This is a genomic window from Enterobacter sp. N5-15 (assembly GCF_057221635.1).
This window is the reverse complement of sequence record NZ_CM170150.1, coordinates 3,428,341-3,445,887: the sequence shown is the minus strand read 5'-3', so window position 1 is coordinate 3,445,887 and position 17,547 is coordinate 3,428,341. Positions and strand designations below refer to the sequence as shown.

The following is a 17,547-nucleotide window of genomic DNA, read 5'->3' as shown; positions in this document are numbered from 1 at the left end:
TTCTAAATCACCAAACGGTATATAAAACCGTTACTCCTTTCATCCCCGTTATAAATATTATGACTATAAGATAGTCATCACATTTATAAGGGTGCGCAATGGCCGTTACTGTACTGAAAAAAGGAACTCTGGCGCTGGCAGGTTTACTGCTGGTGGCACAGGCGCAGGCGACTGAACTGTTAAACAGTTCGTATGACGTCTCCCGCGAGCTGTTTGCCGCCCTTAATCCACCGTTCGAACAGCAGTGGGCGAAAGACAATAACGGCGACAAGCTGACCATCAAGCAGTCCCACGCCGGCTCGTCCAAGCAGGCGCTGGCGATTTTGCAGGGCCTGAAGGCAGATGTGGTGACCTACAACCAGGTGACTGACGTGCAGATCCTGCACGACAAAGGCAAGCTGATCCCGGCGGGCTGGCAGAGCCGACTGCCGAACAACAGCTCGCCGTTCTATTCCACCATGGGCTTCCTGGTGCGTAAGGGTAACCCGAAGAATATCCACGACTGGAGCGACCTGGTGCGTTCCGACGTGAAGCTGATTTTCCCGAACCCAAAAACCTCTGGTAACGCGCGTTATACCTATTTAGCGGCGTGGGGCGCGGCGGACAAGGCTGACGGTAACGATAAAGCCAAAACCGAGCAGTTCATGACCCAGTTCCTGAAAAACGTCGAAGTGTTTGATACCGGCGGCCGTGGGGCGACCACGACCTTCGCAGAACGCGGTCTCGGCGATGTGCTCATCAGCTTTGAATCGGAAGTGAATAACATCCGCAAACAGTATGAAGCGCAGGGCTTCGAGGTCGTTATCCCGAAAACCAACATCCTGGCCGAGTTCCCGGTGGCGTGGGTGGATAAAAACGTGCAGGCAAACGGTACCGAGAAAGCGGCAAAAGCCTATCTCAACTACCTGTACAGCCCGCAGGCGCAGACCATCATTACCGATTACTACTACCGCGTGAATAACCCGGACGTGATGAACAAACTGAAAGACAAATTCCCGCAGACCGATTTGTTCCGCGTGGAAGATCATTTCGGCTCCTGGCCTGATGTGATGAAAACGCATTTTGCCAGCGGCGGTGAGTTAGACAAATTGCTGGCGGCGGGGCATAAGTAATGTTTGCAGTTTCGACAAAACGCGTGCTGCCGGGCTTTACCTTAAGCCTCGGGACCAGCCTGCTGTTCGTCTGCTTGATCCTGCTGTTGCCGCTCAGCGCGCTGGTGATGCAGCTTGCTCAGATGAGCTGGGCGCAGTACTGGGACGTGGTCACCAACCCGCAGGTGGTGGCGGCCTATAAGGTGACGCTGCTGTCGGCGTTTGTCGCCTCCATTTTTAACGGCGTGTTTGGCCTGCTGATGGCGTGGATCTTAACCCGCTATCGCTTCCCGGGCCGCACGCTGCTTGACGCCCTGATGGATCTGCCGTTTGCGCTGCCGACGGCGGTGGCGGGCTTAACCCTCGCGTCGCTCTTCTCCGTGAACGGGCTGTACGGCGAGTGGCTGGCGAAATTTGACATCAAAGTGACCTACACCTGGCTCGGTATCGCGGTGGCGATGGCCTTTACCAGCATCCCGTTTGTGGTCCGTACCGTGCAGCCGGTGCTGGAAGAGTTGGGTCCGGAATACGAAGAAGCGGCGGAAACGCTGGGCGCCACGCGCTGGCAGAGCTTCCGCAAGGTAGTTCTGCCGGAGCTGTCTCCGGCGCTGATGGCGGGTGTCGCGCTGTCGTTTACCCGCAGCCTTGGTGAATTCGGCGCGGTGATTTTTATCGCCGGGAACATCGCCTGGAAAACAGAAGTCACCTCGCTGATGATTTTCATCCGTTTGCAGGAGTTTGATTATCCGGCGGCGAGCGCAATTGCCTCGGTGATCCTGGCGGCCTCGCTGCTGCTGCTGTACTCGATTAACACTCTGCAAAGTCGCTTTGGTCGACGTGTGGTAGGTCACTGATGGCGGAAGTTACGCAATTGAAGCGATACGATGCACCCCGCATCAACTGGGGTAAATGGTTTCTGATTGGGGCGGGCGTGCTGGTTTCCGCCCTCATTCTCGTCGTGCCGACGGTTTATATCTTCGTTCAGGCGTTCAGCAAGGGCCTGATGCCCGCGCTGGAAAACCTGGCGAACCCGGATATGCTGCATGCCATCTGGCTGACCGTGCTGATCGCGTTGATCACCGTGCCGGTGAACCTCGTGTTCGGGACCCTGTTGGCCTGGCTGGTGACCCGCTTCAACTTCCCGGGACGTCAGCTGCTGCTGACCCTGCTGGACATTCCTTTCGCCGTATCGCCGGTGGTGGCGGGTCTGGTGTACCTGCTCTTTTACGGCTCCAACGGCCCATTGGGCGGCTGGCTGGACGAGCATAACCTGCAGATCATGTTCGCCTGGCCGGGCATGGTGCTGGTCACCATCTTCGTGACCTGTCCGTTTGTGGTGCGTGAGCTGGTGCCGGTGATGTTAAGTCAGGGGAGCAACGAAGACGAAGCGGCGGTGCTGCTGGGTGCGTCAGGCTGGCAGATGTTCCGTCGCGTGACGCTGCCGAATATTCGCTGGGCGCTGCTTTACGGCGTGGTGCTGACCAACGCCCGCGCGATTGGTGAGTTCGGTGCCGTGTCCGTCGTCTCTGGCTCCATCCGGGGTGAAACCCTGTCGCTGCCTCTACAGATTGAGCTGCTGCAGCAGGACTACAACACCATCGGCTCGTTTACTGCCGCAGCGTTGCTGACGCTGATGGCCATTTTGACCCTGTTTTTGAAGAGTGTGGTGCAGTGGCGTTTAGAAAATCAGGAAAAACGTCAGCATCAGGAGGGAAATCATGAGCATTGAGATTGCCAATATTAAGAAGTCTTTTGGTCGCACCCAGGTGCTGAATGATATCTCGCTGGATATCCCTTCCGGACAAATGGTGGCGCTGCTGGGGCCGTCTGGCTCGGGTAAAACCACGCTGCTGCGTATTATTGCCGGGCTTGAGCATCAGACCAGCGGGCACATCCGCTTTCACGGCACCGACGTGAGCCGCCTGCACGCCCGCGATCGTAAAGTAGGTTTTGTGTTCCAGCATTACGCGCTGTTCCGCCACATGACCGTGTTCGACAACATTGCGTTTGGTCTGACGGTGCTGCCGCGTCGCGAGCGTCCAAATGCAGCGGCTATCAAAGCCAAAGTGACCAAACTGCTGGAGATGGTGCAGCTGGCTCATCTGGCGGATCGTTTCCCGGCCCAGCTTTCCGGCGGTCAGAAGCAGCGCGTGGCGCTGGCGCGCGCGCTGGCCGTTGAGCCGCAAATCCTGCTGCTGGATGAACCTTTCGGCGCGCTGGATGCGCAGGTGCGTAAAGAGCTGCGCCGCTGGCTGCGCCAGCTGCATGAAGAGCTGAAATTCACCAGCGTCTTCGTGACCCACGATCAGGAAGAGGCGATGGAAGTCGCGGATCGCGTGGTGGTCATGAGCCAGGGCAACATTGAGCAGGTTGACGAGCCGGAACAGCTCTGGCGTGAGCCGGCGACCCGCTTCGTGCTGGAGTTTATGGGCGAGGTAAACCGTCTTCAGGGCACTATTCGCGGCGGCCAGTTCCACGTTGGCGCGCACCGCTGGCCGCTCGGCTATACCTCCGCGCATCAGGGGCCGGTCGATCTGTTCCTGCGTCCGTGGGAAGTGGACGTGAGCCGCCGAACCAGCCTGGATTCTCCGCTGCCGGTGCAGGTGCTGGAAGCTAGCCCTAAAGGTCACTACACCCAATTGGTGGTACAGCCGCTGGGCTGGTATACCGAGCCGCTGACCGTGGTCATGCGCGACGACGTGCCGCCGCACCGGGGCGAGCGCCTGTTTGTTGGGCTGCAGCACGCCCGTATTTATCACGGGAAGGAGCGCATCGAGACGCGCGAGGATATTGCTCTGGCGGAGTCAGCCTGATAGGTTATTAGGATGTTTATCGCCCGGTGGCGCTGCGCTGACCGGGCCTACAGTTATCACTGCGTCTTGTAGGCCGGGATCGCTGCGCGCGCCCCGGCTTTTTTATTGAGTAAAAATCGTGAATACACTCGAACACACCATCGGCAACACTCCTCTGGTCAAGCTTCAGCGCATGGGGCCGGACAACGGCAGTGAAATCTGGGTCAAACTCGAAGGCAATAACCCGGCGGGGTCGGTGAAAGACCGCGCGGCGCTGTCGATGATTGTCCAGGCCGAAAAACGCGGAGAAATTAAGCCTGGCGACGTGCTGATTGAGGCCACCAGCGGCAACACCGGTATCGCCCTGGCGATGATCGCCGCGCTGAAAGGCTACCGCATGAAGCTGCTGATGCCGGACAACATGAGCCAGGAGCGCCGCGCCGCGATGCGTGCCTACGGGGCTGAGCTGATTCTGGTAACCAAAGAGCAGGGAATGGAAGGCGCGCGCGACCTGGCGTTAGAAATGGCCGAGCGCGGCGAAGGTAAACTGCTCGATCAGTTCAACAACCCGGACAACCCTTACGCGCACTACACCACCACCGGCCCGGAAATCTGGCAGCAAACCGAGGGGCGTATCACCCATTTTGTCTCCAGCATGGGCACTACCGGCACCATTACCGGGGTATCGCGTTTTCTGCGAGAGCAGGAAAAAGCCGTCACCATTGTTGGTCTGCAGCCGGAAGAGGGGAGCAGCATTCCGGGGATTCGCCGCTGGCCCGCAGAGTACATGCCGGGCATCTTTAATGCCCAGCTTGTGGACCAGGTGCTGGATCTTCACCAGCGCGAGGCGGAAAATACCATGCGTGAGCTGGCCGTGCGCGAAGGTATCTTCTGCGGCGTCAGCTCGGGCGGCGCGGTAGCGGGTGCGATTCGGGTGGCAAAGGCAAACCCGGGGGCGGTGGTGGTGGCGATTATTTGCGATCGCGGCGATCGCTATCTGTCTACCGGCGTCTTTGGTGAAGAGAGTTATTCGCAGGGGGCGGGGATTTAAGCGTCATGGAGATGATTCTATTCCGGGATAATACCCGGGCGCAGCAAACCGACATTGTCGCCGTGCAGTCGCAGGTGGTTTACGGCAGCGTGGGGAACAGCATTGCGGTACCGAATATTCGTACCCACAGGCTGAACGTTACCGCCGTGCCGACGGTACTGTTTAGCAACACGCCGCACTACGACACGTTTTATGGTGGAGTGATCCCCGACGAGTGGTTCAGCGGCTACCTTAAGGCGCTGGAAGAGCGTGAGATCCTGCGCGAGCTTAAAGCGGTCACCACCGGCTATATGGGCAGCGCCAGCCAGATCGTTCTGCTGGCGCAGTGGCTGAAGGCGGTCAAAGCGCAGCATCCGGACCTGCTGGTGCTGGTCGACCCGGTCATCGGCGATATCGACAGCGGAATGTACGTGAAGCCCGAGATCCCGCAGGCGTATCGGGAGCACCTGCTGCCGCTGGCGCAGGGGATCACGCCAAACGTCTATGAGCTGGAAGTGTTAAGCGGCAAACCGTGCCGAACGCCGGAAAGCGCCATCACGGCGGCGCAGGGACTGCTCTCCGACAGCCTGAAATGGGTGGCGATCACCAGCGCGCCGGTCGCTGACGACCCGGAAAACATCCACGTGGTGCTGGTGACGAATGAGGGCGTGACCGTCAGCGCGCACCCGCGCGTTGAAACCGATCTGAAAGGGACGGGCGACCTGTTCTGTTCAGAGCTGGTGAGCGGAATTGTAGAGGGGAAAACCGTTGCTGATGCCATCCGCATGGCCGGCGATCGGGTGACTGACGTGATGCTTTATACCCAGTCGAAAGGTTACGACGAGCTTATCCTCCCCGCATAAACAAAAATGGCGCCCGAAGGCGCCATTTTTCTGTGCGGCAAGAATTACTTCTTGATGCGGATAACCGGGGTTTCACCCACGGTGACGCTGCCAGACAGTTTGATCAGTTCTTTGATTTCGTCCATGTTGGAGATAACAACCGGCGTCAGGGTAGACTTGGCTTTTTCTTCCAGCAGTGGCAGATCGAATTCAATCACCGGGTCGCCAACTTTAACACGCTGGCCTTCTTCCGCGATACGTTTGAAGCCTTCGCCTTTCAGTTCAACGGTGTCGATACCGAAGTGAACGAACAGTTCGATACCGCTATCAGATTCGATAGAGAACGCATGGTTGGTTTCAAAAATTTTACCGATGGTGCCGTCAACTGGAGCAACCATTTTGTTGCCAGTTGGTTTGATAGCAATGCCATCACCAACGATTTTCTCAGCAAACACTACATCCGGCACGTCTTCGATGTTGACGATCTCGCCGGAGAGCGGAGCAACAATCTCAATAGTTCCGGAGTCTTTTTTATCATCAGAAACCAGAGATTTCAGTTTATCGAACAAACCCATGATCTTCTCCTAAGCAGTAAATTGGGCCGCATCTCGTGGATTAGCAGATTGTTTTTTCTTCAATGAACTTGTTAACCAGCGTCATTAACTCGTCCGTTGTCGGTTGAGCAAGAGCCTGCTCTGCTAATACCTTCGCATCTTCGAAGTTCGTGTTACGGATAATCTTCTTAATGCGCGGGATGGAAATGGCGCTCATAGAGAATTCGTCCAGACCCATACCCAGCAACAGAAGTGTAGCACGTTCGTCGCCTGCAAGCTCACCACACATGCCAGTCCATTTACCTTCTGCATGAGAAGCATCAATAACTTGCTTGATCAAGTTCAGTACGGACGGTGACATTGGCTGGTAGAGATGTGAAATCATATCATTACCACGGTCAACTGCCAGGGTGTACTGCGTTAAATCATTGGTGCCGATACTAAAGAAATCAACTTCTTTGGCTAAATGACGCGCAATGGTCGCCGCCGCTGGTGTTTCCACCATCACGCCGATCTCAATTGACTCGTCAAATGCTTTACCTTCGTCGCGCAGTTCCTGTTTGTAGATTTCGATCTCTTTCTTCAGTGCACGCACTTCTTCAACAGAGATGATCATCGGGAACATGATGCGCAGTTTACCGAAAGCAGAGGCACGCAGGATCGCGCGAACCTGGTCACGCAGGATCTCTTTACGATCCATTGCGATACGGATTGCACGCCAGCCCAGGAACGGGTTCTCTTCTTTCGGGAAGTTCATGTACGGCAGCTCTTTGTCGCCACCGATGTCCATGGTACGGACGATAACCGCCTGAGAGCCGCACGCTTCAGCCACGGCTTTATAAGCAGCAAACTGCTCTTCTTCCGTTGGCAGCGCGTCGCGGTCCATGAACAGGAATTCTGTACGATAGAGACCTACGCCTTCCGCACCGTTGCGCTCAGCGCCATCAACGTCGCGGACGGTACCGATGTTTGCGCACACTTCTACCTGATGGCCGTCCAGGGTGATGGCCGGCAGGTCTTTCAGCTTAGCGAGTTCCGCTTTTTCAGTCGCAACCTGCTCCTGAACCGCGCGCAGTTTATCGATCTCTTCATTGGTTGGGTTGACGTAAACCAGATTGTTTACGGCATCCAGAATCAGATAGTCGCCGTTTTTCACCTGAGAGGTGACGCTACCGGTACCCACGATGGCAGGCAGTTCCAGAGAGCGCGCCATGATTGAGGTGTGGGAGGTACGGCCGCCCGCGTCGGTGATGAAACCGAGGACCTTTTTCAGGTTCAGCTGTGCGGTTTCAGACGGGGTGAGGTCAGCGGCAACCAGGATCACTTCATCCTGAATCGCACTCAGGTCGATGATGGCCAGGCCCAGGATGTTGCGCAGCAGGCGCTTACCGATGTCACGTACGTCAGCCGCACGCTCTTTCAGGTATTCATCATCCAGTTCTTCCAGGGCAGTTGCCTGACCTTCGATAACTTCATGCGCAGCCGCGTCGGCCGTCATGCCTTTATCTTTAATCAGGGCTATGATTTCCTGCTCCAGCTCCTCATCTTCGAGCAGCATGATGTGCCCTTCGAAGATGGCTTCTTTTTCTTCACCGAAAGTTTCGCCAGCTTTAGTTTTGATTGCTTCCAGTTGCGCAGATGCCTTGGCACGACCGCTCAGAAAACGTTCAACTTCCTGATCAACCTTGTCGGCAGAAATTTTTTTCCGGTCGATGACGATCTCGTCTTCTTTCAGCAGCAGTGCTTTGCCGAAAGCGATACCCGGGGATGCTAAAATGCCTGAAATCATAACCCTACCTTACTTGTGACTGATATTTAAAAGAACCCGGAAACTTACTCGAGCTCAGCCATCAGTTTAACCAGATGCTCAACTGCTTTCTGCTCGTCTTCACCTTCTGCAGAGATGGTGACAACGGTGCCCTGAGTCAGGCCCAGAGTCTGCAGTTTGAACAGGCTTTTTGCGCTCGCGCTTTTGCCGTTGGAAGTCACAGTGATTTCAGAAGTGAAGCCTTTTGCTTCTTTAACAAACTGAGCAGCAGGGCGGGTGTGCAGACCGTTCGGAGCGGTAATGGTAACTTCTTGCTGGAACATTGTATTTCCCCAACTTATAGGTTTAGTGTTGTGGAACTAAAGTCTAGCCTGGCGACTGAACTTTAGCCTGTATTGTTAGCGCTGACGTTTCGATCGTCATTAAACATTATGCAGCGAAAGCAAGACTTGAACCAAATCATAAAATCGATTCAGCAAGGCTATTTCGTTCACTGATTAATTTCACGCATCAAAATAATTGCTGGTTTAAATACCAGACCCAACGGGGTGAAGCAATGCCAGGAGGGGCAAAAGTTTGAAGCAGGCCACAAAAAAGCACCTGAAAAGGTGCTTTTTTACGCGTTATTAACATGCTGGCACTACTGTTGCAGCTCTTTTTCGGTAAACAGATCGGCAAACAGTGCGGTGCTCAAGTAACGCTCACCCGAGGAAGGAAGGATAACCACAATATTCTTATTGGTAAAGGCTTCATCTTCCTGAAGTTTGAGCGCTGCCGCAACGGCCGCACCGGAAGAGATACCCGCCAGAATACCTTCTTCATCCATCAGGCGACGCGCGGTAGAGATGGCTTCTTCGTTAGTGATGGTAACCACTTTATCGATCAGCTTCAGATCCAGGTTGCCCGGAATGAAGCCTGCGCCGATACCCTGGATTTTATGCGGGCCTGGTTTGAGCTCTTCACCCGCCAGTGCCTGGGTGATAACCGGTGAGTCAGTCGGCTCAACGGCAACGGTGATCAGGTCTTTTTTACCCTTTGTGCCTTTAATATAGCGTGACACGCCGGTCAGCGTACCGCCGGTACCTACGCCGGAGATAAAGACGTCAACCTGGCCGTCGGTATCTTCCCAGATTTCCGGACCGGTGGTCTTCTCGTGAATTTCCGGGTTAGCCGGGTTGCTGAACTGCTGCAGCAGCAGATATTTCGCCGGATCGCTGGCCACAATCTCTTCGGCTTTCTGAATGGCACCCTTCATGCCCTTCGCGCCTTCGGTCAGCACCAGGTTCGCGCCCAGCGCTTTGAGCAGCTTACGACGCTCGATGCTCATGGTTTCTGGCATGGTCAGCGTCAGCTTGTAGCCACGCGCGGCCGCCACATAGGCCAGAGCGATACCGGTATTGCCGCTGGTCGGTTCCACCAGCTCAACGCCAGGCTTCAGTACGCCACGTTTTTCAGCATCCCAAATCATGTTTGCACCGATACGGCATTTTACGCTGAAGCTCGGGTTACGTGATTCGACCTTCGCCAGAATGCGTCCATTACCGATACGGTTCAGTCGAACCAGGGGCGTATGACCGATAGTCAGCGAGTTGTCTTCATAAATCTTACTCATGGCCTGTCCTTAACTGTATGAAATTGGGATACCGACCCAGCATACCTGCTAAGCAGGTAGGGGGAAGTAAGGAATTCGCATATCTATATACTGCAAGGAAATAATGGGGATCAGTATGGAATAAGGGGCGGCATAAGCCACCCCTGCTTTACACATTTTTGCATTATTTCCATAACGCGTGCTTAGCACGGTAGCAGTCGACCCACATCGCCGTCGCGCCGCAGACGGCGACGGGCATGATGAACAGATTCAGGAAGGGAATCATGGTGAACAGGCTGGTCAGCGCGCCAAACTGCATATTGGCGACCTTCTGGCTGCGCAGGGCGGTGCGCATCGCTTTAAACGGCACCTTGTGGTTATCGAACGGATAATCGCAGTACTGAATGGCCAGCATCCAGGCGCTGAACAGGAACCACAGCACCGGCGCCACCGTCTGGCCAATGCCTGGCACAAAGTAGAGGATAAGCAGCACGATCGCGCGGGGCAGGTACCAGGCAAACTTCTGCCACTCGCGCTTCATTATGCGTGGCAGGTCTTTCATGATCCCCAGCACGCCCGTATCCGGCGGCGTTGCGCCGGTAAGCCGCGCTTCCAGCTGTTCCGCCAGCAGACCGTTAAACGGTGCGGCTATCCAGTTCGCAATCGTCGAGAAAAAATACCCAAACACCAGCAGCACGGAGATCACCGCCACCGGCCAGAGCAGGTAGTTAAGCCACTGTAGCCAGTCCGGCACATAGCTCATCAGCGACGGGATCCAGCTCTCCAGCTTTGTGAACAGCCACCAGAACGCGCCGCCCATCAGAATAATGTTGATCAACAGCGGGAGAATGACGAAGCGTCGAATCCCCGGCAGGGAGACCAGTTTCCAGCCCTGAGAAAAATACCAGACGCCGCTGCGCGGGGGAGAAGAAGATGTTGAAACCATAGCCAGGCTGTACTCCTTTTTACACAACCAGTGGAATTGCCCGCCTATATTATCCACTTACGGAGCAATGACCAGTTCGGAAATGTTCGAAAAACCAGCAAAAAGCACGATTTCCTTCATCTTTATGCTGTGAATGCTCTGCACACACTTGCACTTGACGTAAACGGCAAATACTCTTAGTGAGTAAATGTTTGCCGTGGTGGCAAGGTGTTAGAACAACAGAGAATATAATGATGCAGGATTTGCGTCTGATATTAATCATTGTTGGCGCGATCGCCATAATCGCTTTACTGGTACATGGTTTCTGGACCAGCCGTAAAGAGCGTTCCTCGATGTTTCGCGATCGCCCACTGAAGCGCATGAAGTCCAGTCGTGACGACGATGACAGTGAAGATGACATCGACGGCAGCGATGACGACGGCGTGGGTGAAGTTCGTGTTCATCGGGTCAATACTGCGCCCGGCGCAGGCCATGGGGAGCATGAAGCGCCTCGTCCTTCGCAGCACCAGTATCAACCGCCGTATGCTTCTGCACAGCCGCGCCAGCCAGCGCCTCAGCCTGTGGAAGAGCCGGTGCGCCAGCCGCCGCAACAGCCTGTCTATCAGCAGCCTGCCCAGCCGGTTCAACAGCAACCGGTGCAGCAGCCCGTGCAACAACAGCCTGCTCAGCCTGTACAACAGCCGCAGCAGCCTGTTCACGTGCAGCCTGCGCCTCAGCCTGCTCCGGCACCGCACGTTGAGCCTGAGCCCGTTGTAGAGCCAGAGCCGGTTGTTGAAAAACCGCAGCGTAAAGAAGCGGTAATCATCATGAACGTGGCCGCGCATCACGGTAGCCATCTAAACGGTGACGTGCTGCTTAACAGTATTCAACAGGCAGGCTTCAAGTTTGGCGATATGAACATTTTCCATCGCCACCTGAGCCCTGACGGTAGCGGCCCGGCGCTGTTCAGCCTGGCCAACATGGTTAACCCTGGCACCTTTGATCCGGAAATGACCGGTGATTTCGTGACCCCGGGCGTGACTATCTTTATGCAGGTGCCGTCCTACGGCGACGAACTGCAAAACTTTAAGCTGATGCTGCAGTCCGCTCAGCACATCGCTGACGAAGTCGGCGGCGTGGTGCTCGACGATCAGCGTCGAATGATGACCCCGCAGAAGCTGCGCGAGTATCAGGACCGCATCCGCGAAGTTAAGGAAGCTAACGCGTAATCGTCGCGTTTACTTCGACTCCTCCTCAACCCCCGCCTGTCGGGGGTTTTTTCTCATTGATGGTGCGATATGGACTCAATCGAACAACAACTCACTGAACTGCGAACCACGCTTCGCCATCATGAATATCTCTATCATGTTATGGACGCGCCGGAAGTCCCGGATGCGGAATATGACCGCCTGATGCGCGAGCTGCGCGAATTAGAGGCGCAGCATCCAGAGCTCATTACGCCGGACTCCCCCACCCAGCGCGTTGGCGCTGAGCCGCTGGGGGCGTTCAGCCAGGTGCGCCATGAAGTGCCGATGCTGTCGCTGGATAACGTCTTCGATGAAGAGAGCTTTCTGGCGTTTAACAAGCGCGTGCAGGATCGCCTGAAAAGCAGCGACTTCCTCACCTGGTGCTGCGAGCTCAAGCTGGATGGGCTGGCGGTCAGTCTTCTCTACGAAAACGGCGTGCTGGTGCGCGCAGCGACGCGTGGCGACGGCACGACGGGCGAAGACATCACCACCAACGTGCGTACCATCCGCGCGATCCCGCTGAGACTGCAGGGTGACAACATTCCTGCGCGTCTGGAAGTGCGCGGCGAGGTGTTCCTGCCCCAGGCGGGCTTCGAGAAAATTAACGAAGAGGCGCGTCGCACCGGCGGGAAGGTGTTTGCAAACCCGCGTAATGCGGCGGCAGGCTCTCTGCGCCAGCTTGACCCGCGTATCACCGCGAAGCGACCGCTTACTTTCTTCTGCTACGGTGTGGGTATTCTTGAGGGCGGCGAGCTGCCGGACACGCACCTCGGGCGTCTGCTGCAGTTTAAAGCGTGGGGCCTGCCGGTGAGCAACCGCGTTCAGCTCTGCGACTCGCCGGAAGCGGTACTGGCGTTCTACCACAAGGTGGAAGAGGACCGTCCGACGCTCGGGTTTGATATTGATGGTGTCGTCATCAAGGTGAATTCACTGGCGCTGCAGGAACAGCTGGGCTTTGTGGCGCGCGCGCCGCGCTGGGCGGTGGCGTTTAAGTTCCCTGCTCAGGAGCAGATGACCTTCGTCCGCGACGTAGAGTTCCAGGTCGGCCGTACGGGTGCCATTACCCCGGTTGCTCGTCTCGAGCCCGTGCAGGTGGCGGGCGTACTGGTGAGTAATGCCACGCTGCATAACGCCGATGAAATCGAACGCCTGGGCCTGCGCATTGGTGACAAAGTGGTGATTCGCCGCGCGGGCGACGTGATCCCGCAGGTGGTTAACGTCGTGGAGTCAGAACGCCCTGCCGAAACGCGCGAGATCGTCTTCCCGACCCACTGCCCGGTGTGCGGCTCTGACGTTGAGCGTGTGGAAGGCGAAGCGGTGGCGCGCTGTACGGGGGGCTTAATCTGTGGCGCGCAGCGTAAAGAGTCGCTGAAGCACTTCGTCTCCCGTCGGGCGATGGACGTTGACGGCATGGGCGATAAAATTATCGATCAGCTGGTTGAGAAAGAGTATGTCCACACGCCAGCGGATCTCTTCAGGCTGACGGCAGGTAAACTGACTGGCCTTGATCGCATGGGGCCAAAGTCAGCCCAGAATGTGGTTAACGCGCTGGAAGCCGCGAAAGAGACCACCTTCGCCCGCTTCCTGTACGCGCTGGGCATTCGTGAAGTGGGTGAAGCGACGGCCGCGGGCCTGGCGGCGTACTTTGGTACGCTGGAGGCGCTGGAAAAGGCAAGCATTGACGAGCTGCAGAAAGTTCCGGATGTCGGCATCGTCGTTGCCACGCACGTCTTTAACTTCTTCGCCGAAGAGAGCAACCGTGAAGTCATCGGCAAGCTGCTGGAAGAGGGCATCAGGTGGCCCGCGCCGGTGGTGGTCAACGCCGAAGAGATCGACAGCCCGTTCGCCGGTAAAACGGTAGTCCTGACCGGCAGCCTGAGCCAGCTTTCACGCGACGATGCGAAAGCGCGTCTGGTGGCGCTGGGGGCCAAAGTGGCGGGCAGCGTGTCGAAGAAAACCGACCTGGTGATCGCCGGTGAAGCGGCGGGTTCGAAGCTGGCGAAAGCCCAGGAGCTCGGCATTGCAGTGATCGATGAAGCGGAAATGATGCGTCTGTTGGGAGAGTAACGTGGAGAAAGAACAGCTCGTTGAGATCGCCAATACGGAGATGCCGTTCGGTAAATACAAGGGCCGCAGGCTGATTGATTTGCCGGAGGAGTATCTGCTGTGGTTTGCCCGCAAGGATGAATTCCCGGCAGGGCGGCTGGGCGAGCTGATGGCTATCACGTTACTGATCAAAACCGAGGGGCTGACCCAGCTGGTTCAGCCCCTGAAACGTCCTTAAGCCTTCGCGGCGCGGGTCTCTTCCTGCGCCAGCTTCTCGGTCTGGCGCTTGTAGCGACGCGCCAGCACCGCGCAGACCATCAGCTGGATCTGATGGAAAATCATCAGCGGCAGCACCATCATCCCAATCACCGAGGTCGGGAACAGAATGTTGGCCATCGGGATACCGTTCGCCAGGCTCTTTTTCGAACCGCAGAACACAATCGTAATTTCATCCGCTTTGTTGAAGCCGCACCTGCGCGCCACAAAGACGTTTACCGCAATCACAATCGCCAGCAGGACGATGCTGACCACCACGATAAACAGCAGCGAGCCTGCGCCCACCTTGTGCCAGATCCCGTTCACGACCGCTTCGCTGAAGGCGGAGTAAACCACCAGCAGAATTGAGGTCTGGTCGGTTTTTGAAATCCATTTTTTATGCTTCGCCACAAACGCGCCGGTCCACGGTCGGGAAAGATGTCCCAGCACAAACGGCAGCAGCAGCTGCAGACAGATTTTGCCGACCTGCTCCAGGTTGCCTTCCGCACCGTGCATGTTCATCAGCAGGCCCACCAGCAGCGGAGAGACGAAAATCCCTAACAGGCTGGAGGCGGACGCTGAACAAACGGCTGCCGCTACGTTGCCGCCTGCCAGCGAGGTAAAGGCGATGGCAGACTGCACGGTAGCGGGGAGAATGCACAGATACAGGAACCCGGTATACAGGGTTGGGTCGACATTGACCGGTGCCCACCAGGCAAACAGTACGCCGAGTATCGGGAACAGGATGAAGGTGCTGCACATCACCCACAGGTGCAGTCGCCAGTGTCCGCCGCCCGCGATAATGGCCTCGCGGGAGAGTTTGGCACCATGCATAAAGAACAGCAACGCGATGGCCGCCGTGGTCAGCCCTTCAAAGAATGGGACGAAACCGCCGCGAGCCGGGAAAAACGAGGCCAGTAATACGGTAACTACCAGGGTAAGCGTGAATGGATCAAGAATACGAAATAGTTTCATAATGACTCCTGAAATCAGATATCGCTATTGTGCTTTTTTCCATTTGAGAAATAAAATTGATTTATTGCATCCATTCATGAACTAAACAGATGAATTACTCCTTACGTCAGCTTCGTATTTTCGTCACCGTTGCCCATGCCCGCAGCTTTAGCAGGGCAGGGGATATCATTGGTCTGAGCCAGTCGGCGGTCAGCCACAGCGTAAAAGAGCTGGAGAATCAGACCGGGGTGAAGTTGCTTGACCGCACCACGCGCGAAGTGGTGTTGACCGAAGCAGGGCAGCAGCTGGCCCTGCGCCTCGAACGGCTGCTGGATGAGCTGAACAGCACGCTCAGAGACGTGGGGAGGCTGGGGCAGCAGCTTTCGGGAACCGTGCGCGTCGCGGCCAGTCAGACGATCTCTGCGCACCTTATTCCGCAGTGTATTGCCGAGGGCAGTCAACGCTACCCGGACATCGATTTTGTCCTGCATGACAGGCCACAGCAGTGGGTGCTGGAGAGCATCCGCCAGGGAGATGTGGATTTTGGTATTGTTATCGATCCCGGTCAGGTGACCGATCTGGCGTGCGAAAGCGTACTTTCTGAGCCCTTTTTGCTGCTCTGCCGTGACGACGATCCGCTGGCCACGTTGCCGGAGGTCAGCTGGCAGTCCCTGCAGGGCGCGAACCTGGTTTTACAGGATTATGCCTCGGGCAGCCGTCCGCTGATTGATTCCGCGCTGGTGAATCAGGGGGTAAAAGCAACTATCGTGCAGGAGATTGGTCACCCGGCGACGCTGTTTCCGATGGTGGAAGCCGGTATTGGCATCAGCGTCTTGCCCGCCCTGGCGCTTCCCCTGCCGCAGGGAAGCCGGCTGGCCGTCAGGCGATTAACGCCCGTTGTCGAGCGAAAGCTGATGCTGGTGCGGCGAAAAAATCGCTCACTCTCGGGGGCGGCGCAGGCTATCTGGGAAGTGGTGCGTATCCAGGCACAACGATTAACCGAAGCCCGCATACGCGACCCACTGTTTAACGCATCAGAAGATTAGATGTAGATATCAATCTGATTAGTGTCTGACGGGCTGTTCACCCCTTCCACTTTGCCCAGCTTTTGATCCTGCTTCTTCTGGGCCTCTTCGGCCTGCTGGCGCTGCAGCGCGGCGAGCTGCGCCTGCAGCACTTTGATCTGGGTCTGAATAAGTTCCTGCTGCTTCTTCTTCTCATCGGTGCTGACGGGACTGTTTGCCAGTTCTTTTAACTGCTGAGTCAGCTTTTTGATCTTGTCGAGAATGCGGGTGATTTGCGCAGAGATATCGTTACTGCTCGAAGTTCCACTCGCGCCGCTGGTTTGAATCTGTTGGGTTGAAGCCTGAATGGTCGTCATACTTTTTCCTCGCGTTATAAAACAGAGGTATCGGCACCGACGGGATTAGCTTGAGCAAAACTGCCATATCTGGCAGGGAGTTGCATCGATACACAATCAGTATTGATGGTGCGGTGAAAGTGTATTGGAGGTCACCGGCAGGCTGCGGATATAAGACGTAAGTCATGCGATCCCCGCTATCGCGATCTTAATCCTTAAGGAGCCTCTATGACCCTCTCGAATAACCCGTGGTACTGCGCCGACATCATTCGCGCCGCTAAGCCGAACTTCACGCCTCGCGTGGCGTTTATTCTCGGCTCTGGCCTGGGCGCGCTCGCCGACCAGATTGATGACGCCGTTTCCCTGAGCTACGAAAAGCTGCCGGGCTTCCCGGTGAGCACCGTGCATGGGCATGCCGGCGAGCTGGTGCTCGGGCATCTGGCCGGGGTGCCTGTGGCCTGCATGAAGGGGCGCGGCCATTTCTATGAAGGGCGCGGGATGACCATCATGACCGATGCGATCCGCACCTTTGCGCTGCTGGGGTGCGAGCTGCTGTTTAGCACCAATGCGGCGGGCTCGCTGCGCCCGGAGGTTCAGCCAGGAAGCCTGGTTGCCCTGAGCGACCATATCAACACCATGCCGGGCACGCCGATGGTGGGGCTGAACGATGAGCGCTTTGGCGATCGTTTCTTCTCTCTGGCCAATGCCTACGACGCGGATTACCGTGCCGCTCTGCAAACCGTGGCAACGAAAGAAGGCTTCCCGCTGCATGAAGGGGTGTTTGTCTCTTATCCCGGCCCGAACTTTGAGACGGCGGCCGAGATCCGCATGATGCAGATTATCGGCGGCGATGTGGTGGGGATGTCCGTGGTGCCTGAAGTGATTTCCGCGCGCCACTGCGGCCTGAAGGTCGTGGCCGTTTCTGCAATTACCAATCTCGCCGAAGGTCTGGGTGAGGTCAAACTCTCGCATGAACAAACTCTTGCCGCCGCCGAGCTCTCCCGCCAGAACTTTATCAATCTTATCTGCGGTTTTCTTCGCCATATTGCCTGAGTAAAACAATAAAGTGGCCCGCCAGGGCCACACTGCTAT

At 56.5% G+C, this 17,547-nt stretch carries 18 protein-coding genes; 11 read left to right on the top strand and 7 right to left on the bottom strand.

Annotated elements, in window-relative coordinates:
• Positions 1-98 precede the first annotated feature (98 nt).
• The 6 genes from AC2TE5_RS16300 to pdxK all read left to right on the top strand — a co-directional run bounded on the left by AC2TE5_RS16300 (position 99) and on the right by pdxK (position 5,776).
• Entirely contained in the window at positions 99-1,112 is a 1,014-nt protein-coding gene (locus tag AC2TE5_RS16300; RefSeq protein ID WP_121425210.1) for a sulfate ABC transporter substrate-binding protein, read from the top strand.
• The gene (gene cysT / locus AC2TE5_RS16295; protein ID WP_004123378.1) at positions 1,112-1,945 is read left to right on the top strand and encodes a sulfate/thiosulfate ABC transporter permease CysT; all 834 of its coding nucleotides are present in this window, start codon (positions 1,112-1,114) and stop codon (positions 1,943-1,945) included. The genes AC2TE5_RS16300 and cysT overlap by 1 nt, the downstream gene beginning before the upstream one ends.
• The gene (gene cysW, locus AC2TE5_RS16290) at positions 1,945-2,820 is read left to right on the top strand and encodes a sulfate/thiosulfate ABC transporter permease CysW (protein ID WP_023308733.1); all 876 of its coding nucleotides are present in this window, start codon (positions 1,945-1,947) and stop codon (positions 2,818-2,820) included. Before cysT ends, cysW begins: the two co-directional genes overlap by 1 nt.
• A complete protein-coding gene (gene cysA, locus AC2TE5_RS16285; protein ID WP_004853015.1) occupies positions 2,810-3,904 on the top strand; it encodes a sulfate/thiosulfate ABC transporter ATP-binding protein CysA in 1,095 nt (364 codons plus the stop codon). Before cysW ends, cysA begins: the two co-directional genes overlap by 11 nt.
• Before the next feature lie 118 nt (positions 3,905-4,022).
• The gene (gene cysM / locus AC2TE5_RS16280; RefSeq protein WP_484612015.1) at positions 4,023-4,934 is read left to right on the top strand and encodes a cysteine synthase CysM; all 912 of its coding nucleotides are present in this window, start codon (positions 4,023-4,025) and stop codon (positions 4,932-4,934) included.
• A 5-nt stretch (positions 4,935-4,939) separates the two neighbouring features.
• Entirely contained in the window at positions 4,940-5,776 is an 837-nt protein-coding gene (gene pdxK, locus AC2TE5_RS16275; protein WP_029739990.1) for a pyridoxine/pyridoxal/pyridoxamine kinase, read from the top strand.
• A gap of 44 nt (positions 5,777-5,820) precedes the next feature.
• Here the strand turns inward: pdxK and crr are convergent, their stop codons facing one another.
• From crr to cysZ, 5 genes are all read right to left on the bottom strand, one after another.
• The gene (gene crr, locus AC2TE5_RS16270) at positions 5,821-6,330 is read right to left on the bottom strand and encodes a PTS glucose transporter subunit IIA (protein ID WP_003861316.1); all 510 of its coding nucleotides are present in this window, start codon (positions 6,328-6,330) and stop codon (positions 5,821-5,823) included.
• Between the two features lie 40 nt (positions 6,331-6,370).
• A complete protein-coding gene (gene ptsI, locus AC2TE5_RS16265) occupies positions 6,371-8,098 on the bottom strand; it encodes a phosphoenolpyruvate-protein phosphotransferase PtsI (protein ID WP_023332954.1) in 1,728 nt (575 codons plus the stop codon).
• A gap of 44 nt (positions 8,099-8,142) precedes the next feature.
• The gene (gene ptsH / locus AC2TE5_RS16260; RefSeq protein ID WP_000487600.1) at positions 8,143-8,400 is read right to left on the bottom strand and encodes a phosphocarrier protein Hpr; all 258 of its coding nucleotides are present in this window, start codon (positions 8,398-8,400) and stop codon (positions 8,143-8,145) included.
• 317 nt (positions 8,401-8,717) lie between these two features.
• Positions 8,718-9,689 (bottom strand): cysteine synthase A, encoded by a 972-nt coding sequence (cysK, locus tag AC2TE5_RS16255; protein ID WP_014884739.1) that lies wholly within the window; start codon positions 9,687-9,689, stop codon positions 8,718-8,720.
• 163 nt (positions 9,690-9,852) lie between these two features.
• Positions 9,853-10,614, bottom strand: coding sequence for a sulfate transporter CysZ (gene cysZ / locus AC2TE5_RS16250; RefSeq protein ID WP_029739991.1), 762 nt, complete (start codon positions 10,612-10,614; stop codon positions 9,853-9,855).
• A 230-nt stretch (positions 10,615-10,844) separates the two neighbouring features.
• Here cysZ and zipA point away from each other — a divergent pair, with 230 nt between their 5' ends.
• The 3 genes from zipA to AC2TE5_RS16235 all read left to right on the top strand — a co-directional run bounded on the left by zipA (position 10,845) and on the right by AC2TE5_RS16235 (position 14,124).
• Positions 10,845-11,822: a cell division protein ZipA gene (zipA, locus tag AC2TE5_RS16245; protein WP_023332952.1), complete on the top strand. Its 978-nt coding sequence runs from the start codon at positions 10,845-10,847 to the stop codon at positions 11,820-11,822.
• 69 nt (positions 11,823-11,891) lie between these two features.
• On the top strand, positions 11,892-13,907 hold the full coding sequence (gene ligA, locus AC2TE5_RS16240; protein ID WP_484612014.1) for an NAD-dependent DNA ligase LigA: 2,016 nt from the start codon (positions 11,892-11,894) through the stop codon (positions 13,905-13,907).
• A 1-nt stretch (position 13,908) separates the two neighbouring features.
• Positions 13,909-14,124 carry a DUF3820 family protein gene (locus tag AC2TE5_RS16235; protein WP_003861328.1) on the top strand — a complete coding sequence of 72 codons (216 nt, stop codon included), beginning with the start codon at positions 13,909-13,911 and terminating at the stop codon, positions 14,122-14,124.
• Here AC2TE5_RS16235 and AC2TE5_RS16230 read toward each other — a convergent pair.
• Positions 14,121-15,116 carry a bile acid:sodium symporter family protein gene (locus AC2TE5_RS16230; RefSeq protein WP_484612013.1) on the bottom strand — a complete coding sequence of 332 codons (996 nt, stop codon included), beginning with the start codon at positions 15,114-15,116 and terminating at the stop codon, positions 14,121-14,123. The two genes, AC2TE5_RS16235 and AC2TE5_RS16230, sit on opposite strands and share 4 nt — an antisense overlap.
• Before the next feature lie 89 nt (positions 15,117-15,205).
• On the opposite strand from AC2TE5_RS16230, the gene AC2TE5_RS16225 reads away from it, so the two are divergent.
• The gene (locus tag AC2TE5_RS16225) at positions 15,206-16,141 is read left to right on the top strand and encodes a LysR family transcriptional regulator (protein ID WP_484612012.1); all 936 of its coding nucleotides are present in this window, start codon (positions 15,206-15,208) and stop codon (positions 16,139-16,141) included.
• Here the strand turns inward: AC2TE5_RS16225 and AC2TE5_RS16220 are convergent.
• Positions 16,138-16,476, bottom strand: a complete 339-nt coding sequence (locus tag AC2TE5_RS16220; RefSeq protein ID WP_029740388.1) for a FlxA-like family protein — start codon at positions 16,474-16,476, stop codon at positions 16,138-16,140. The two genes, AC2TE5_RS16225 and AC2TE5_RS16220, sit on opposite strands and share 4 nt — an antisense overlap.
• Before the next feature lie 207 nt (positions 16,477-16,683).
• Between AC2TE5_RS16220 and xapA the strand changes: the two genes are divergently transcribed.
• A complete protein-coding gene (gene xapA, locus AC2TE5_RS16215) occupies positions 16,684-17,508 on the top strand; it encodes a xanthosine phosphorylase (protein WP_213328112.1) in 825 nt (274 codons plus the stop codon).
• Positions 17,509-17,547 lie beyond the last annotated feature (39 nt).

Bases quoted from the DNA above. Each gene is read 5' to 3' on its own strand.
- AC2TE5_RS16300 (WP_121425210.1), top strand. From the start codon at position 99: ATGGCCGTTACTGTACTGAAAAAAGGAACTCTGGCGCTGGCAGGTTTA.
- cysT (WP_004123378.1), top strand. From the start codon at position 1,112: ATGTTTGCAGTTTCGACAAAACGCGTGCTGCCGGGCTTTACCTTAAGC.
- cysW (WP_023308733.1), top strand. From the start codon at position 1,945: ATGGCGGAAGTTACGCAATTGAAGCGATACGATGCACCCCGCATCAAC.
- cysA (WP_004853015.1), top strand. From the start codon at position 2,810: ATGAGCATTGAGATTGCCAATATTAAGAAGTCTTTTGGTCGCACCCAG.
- pdxK (WP_029739990.1), top strand. From the start codon at position 4,940: ATGGAGATGATTCTATTCCGGGATAATACCCGGGCGCAGCAAACCGAC.
- crr (WP_003861316.1), bottom strand. From the start codon at position 6,330: ATGGGTTTGTTCGATAAACTGAAATCTCTGGTTTCTGATGATAAAAAA.
- ptsI (WP_023332954.1), bottom strand. From the start codon at position 8,098: ATGATTTCAGGCATTTTAGCATCCCCGGGTATCGCTTTCGGCAAAGCA.
- ptsH (WP_000487600.1), bottom strand. From the start codon at position 8,400: ATGTTCCAGCAAGAAGTTACCATTACCGCTCCGAACGGTCTGCACACC.
- cysK (WP_014884739.1), bottom strand. From the start codon at position 9,689: ATGAGTAAGATTTATGAAGACAACTCGCTGACTATCGGTCATACGCCC.
- cysZ (WP_029739991.1), bottom strand. From the start codon at position 10,614: ATGGTTTCAACATCTTCTTCTCCCCCGCGCAGCGGCGTCTGGTATTTT.
- zipA (WP_023332952.1), top strand. From the start codon at position 10,845: ATGATGCAGGATTTGCGTCTGATATTAATCATTGTTGGCGCGATCGCC.
- ligA (WP_484612014.1), top strand. From the start codon at position 11,892: ATGGACTCAATCGAACAACAACTCACTGAACTGCGAACCACGCTTCGC.
- AC2TE5_RS16230 (WP_484612013.1), bottom strand. From the start codon at position 15,116: ATGAAACTATTTCGTATTCTTGATCCATTCACGCTTACCCTGGTAGTT.
- AC2TE5_RS16225 (WP_484612012.1), top strand. From the start codon at position 15,206: ATGAATTACTCCTTACGTCAGCTTCGTATTTTCGTCACCGTTGCCCAT.
- AC2TE5_RS16220 (WP_029740388.1), bottom strand. From the start codon at position 16,476: ATGACGACCATTCAGGCTTCAACCCAACAGATTCAAACCAGCGGCGCG.
- xapA (WP_213328112.1), top strand. From the start codon at position 16,684: ATGACCCTCTCGAATAACCCGTGGTACTGCGCCGACATCATTCGCGCC.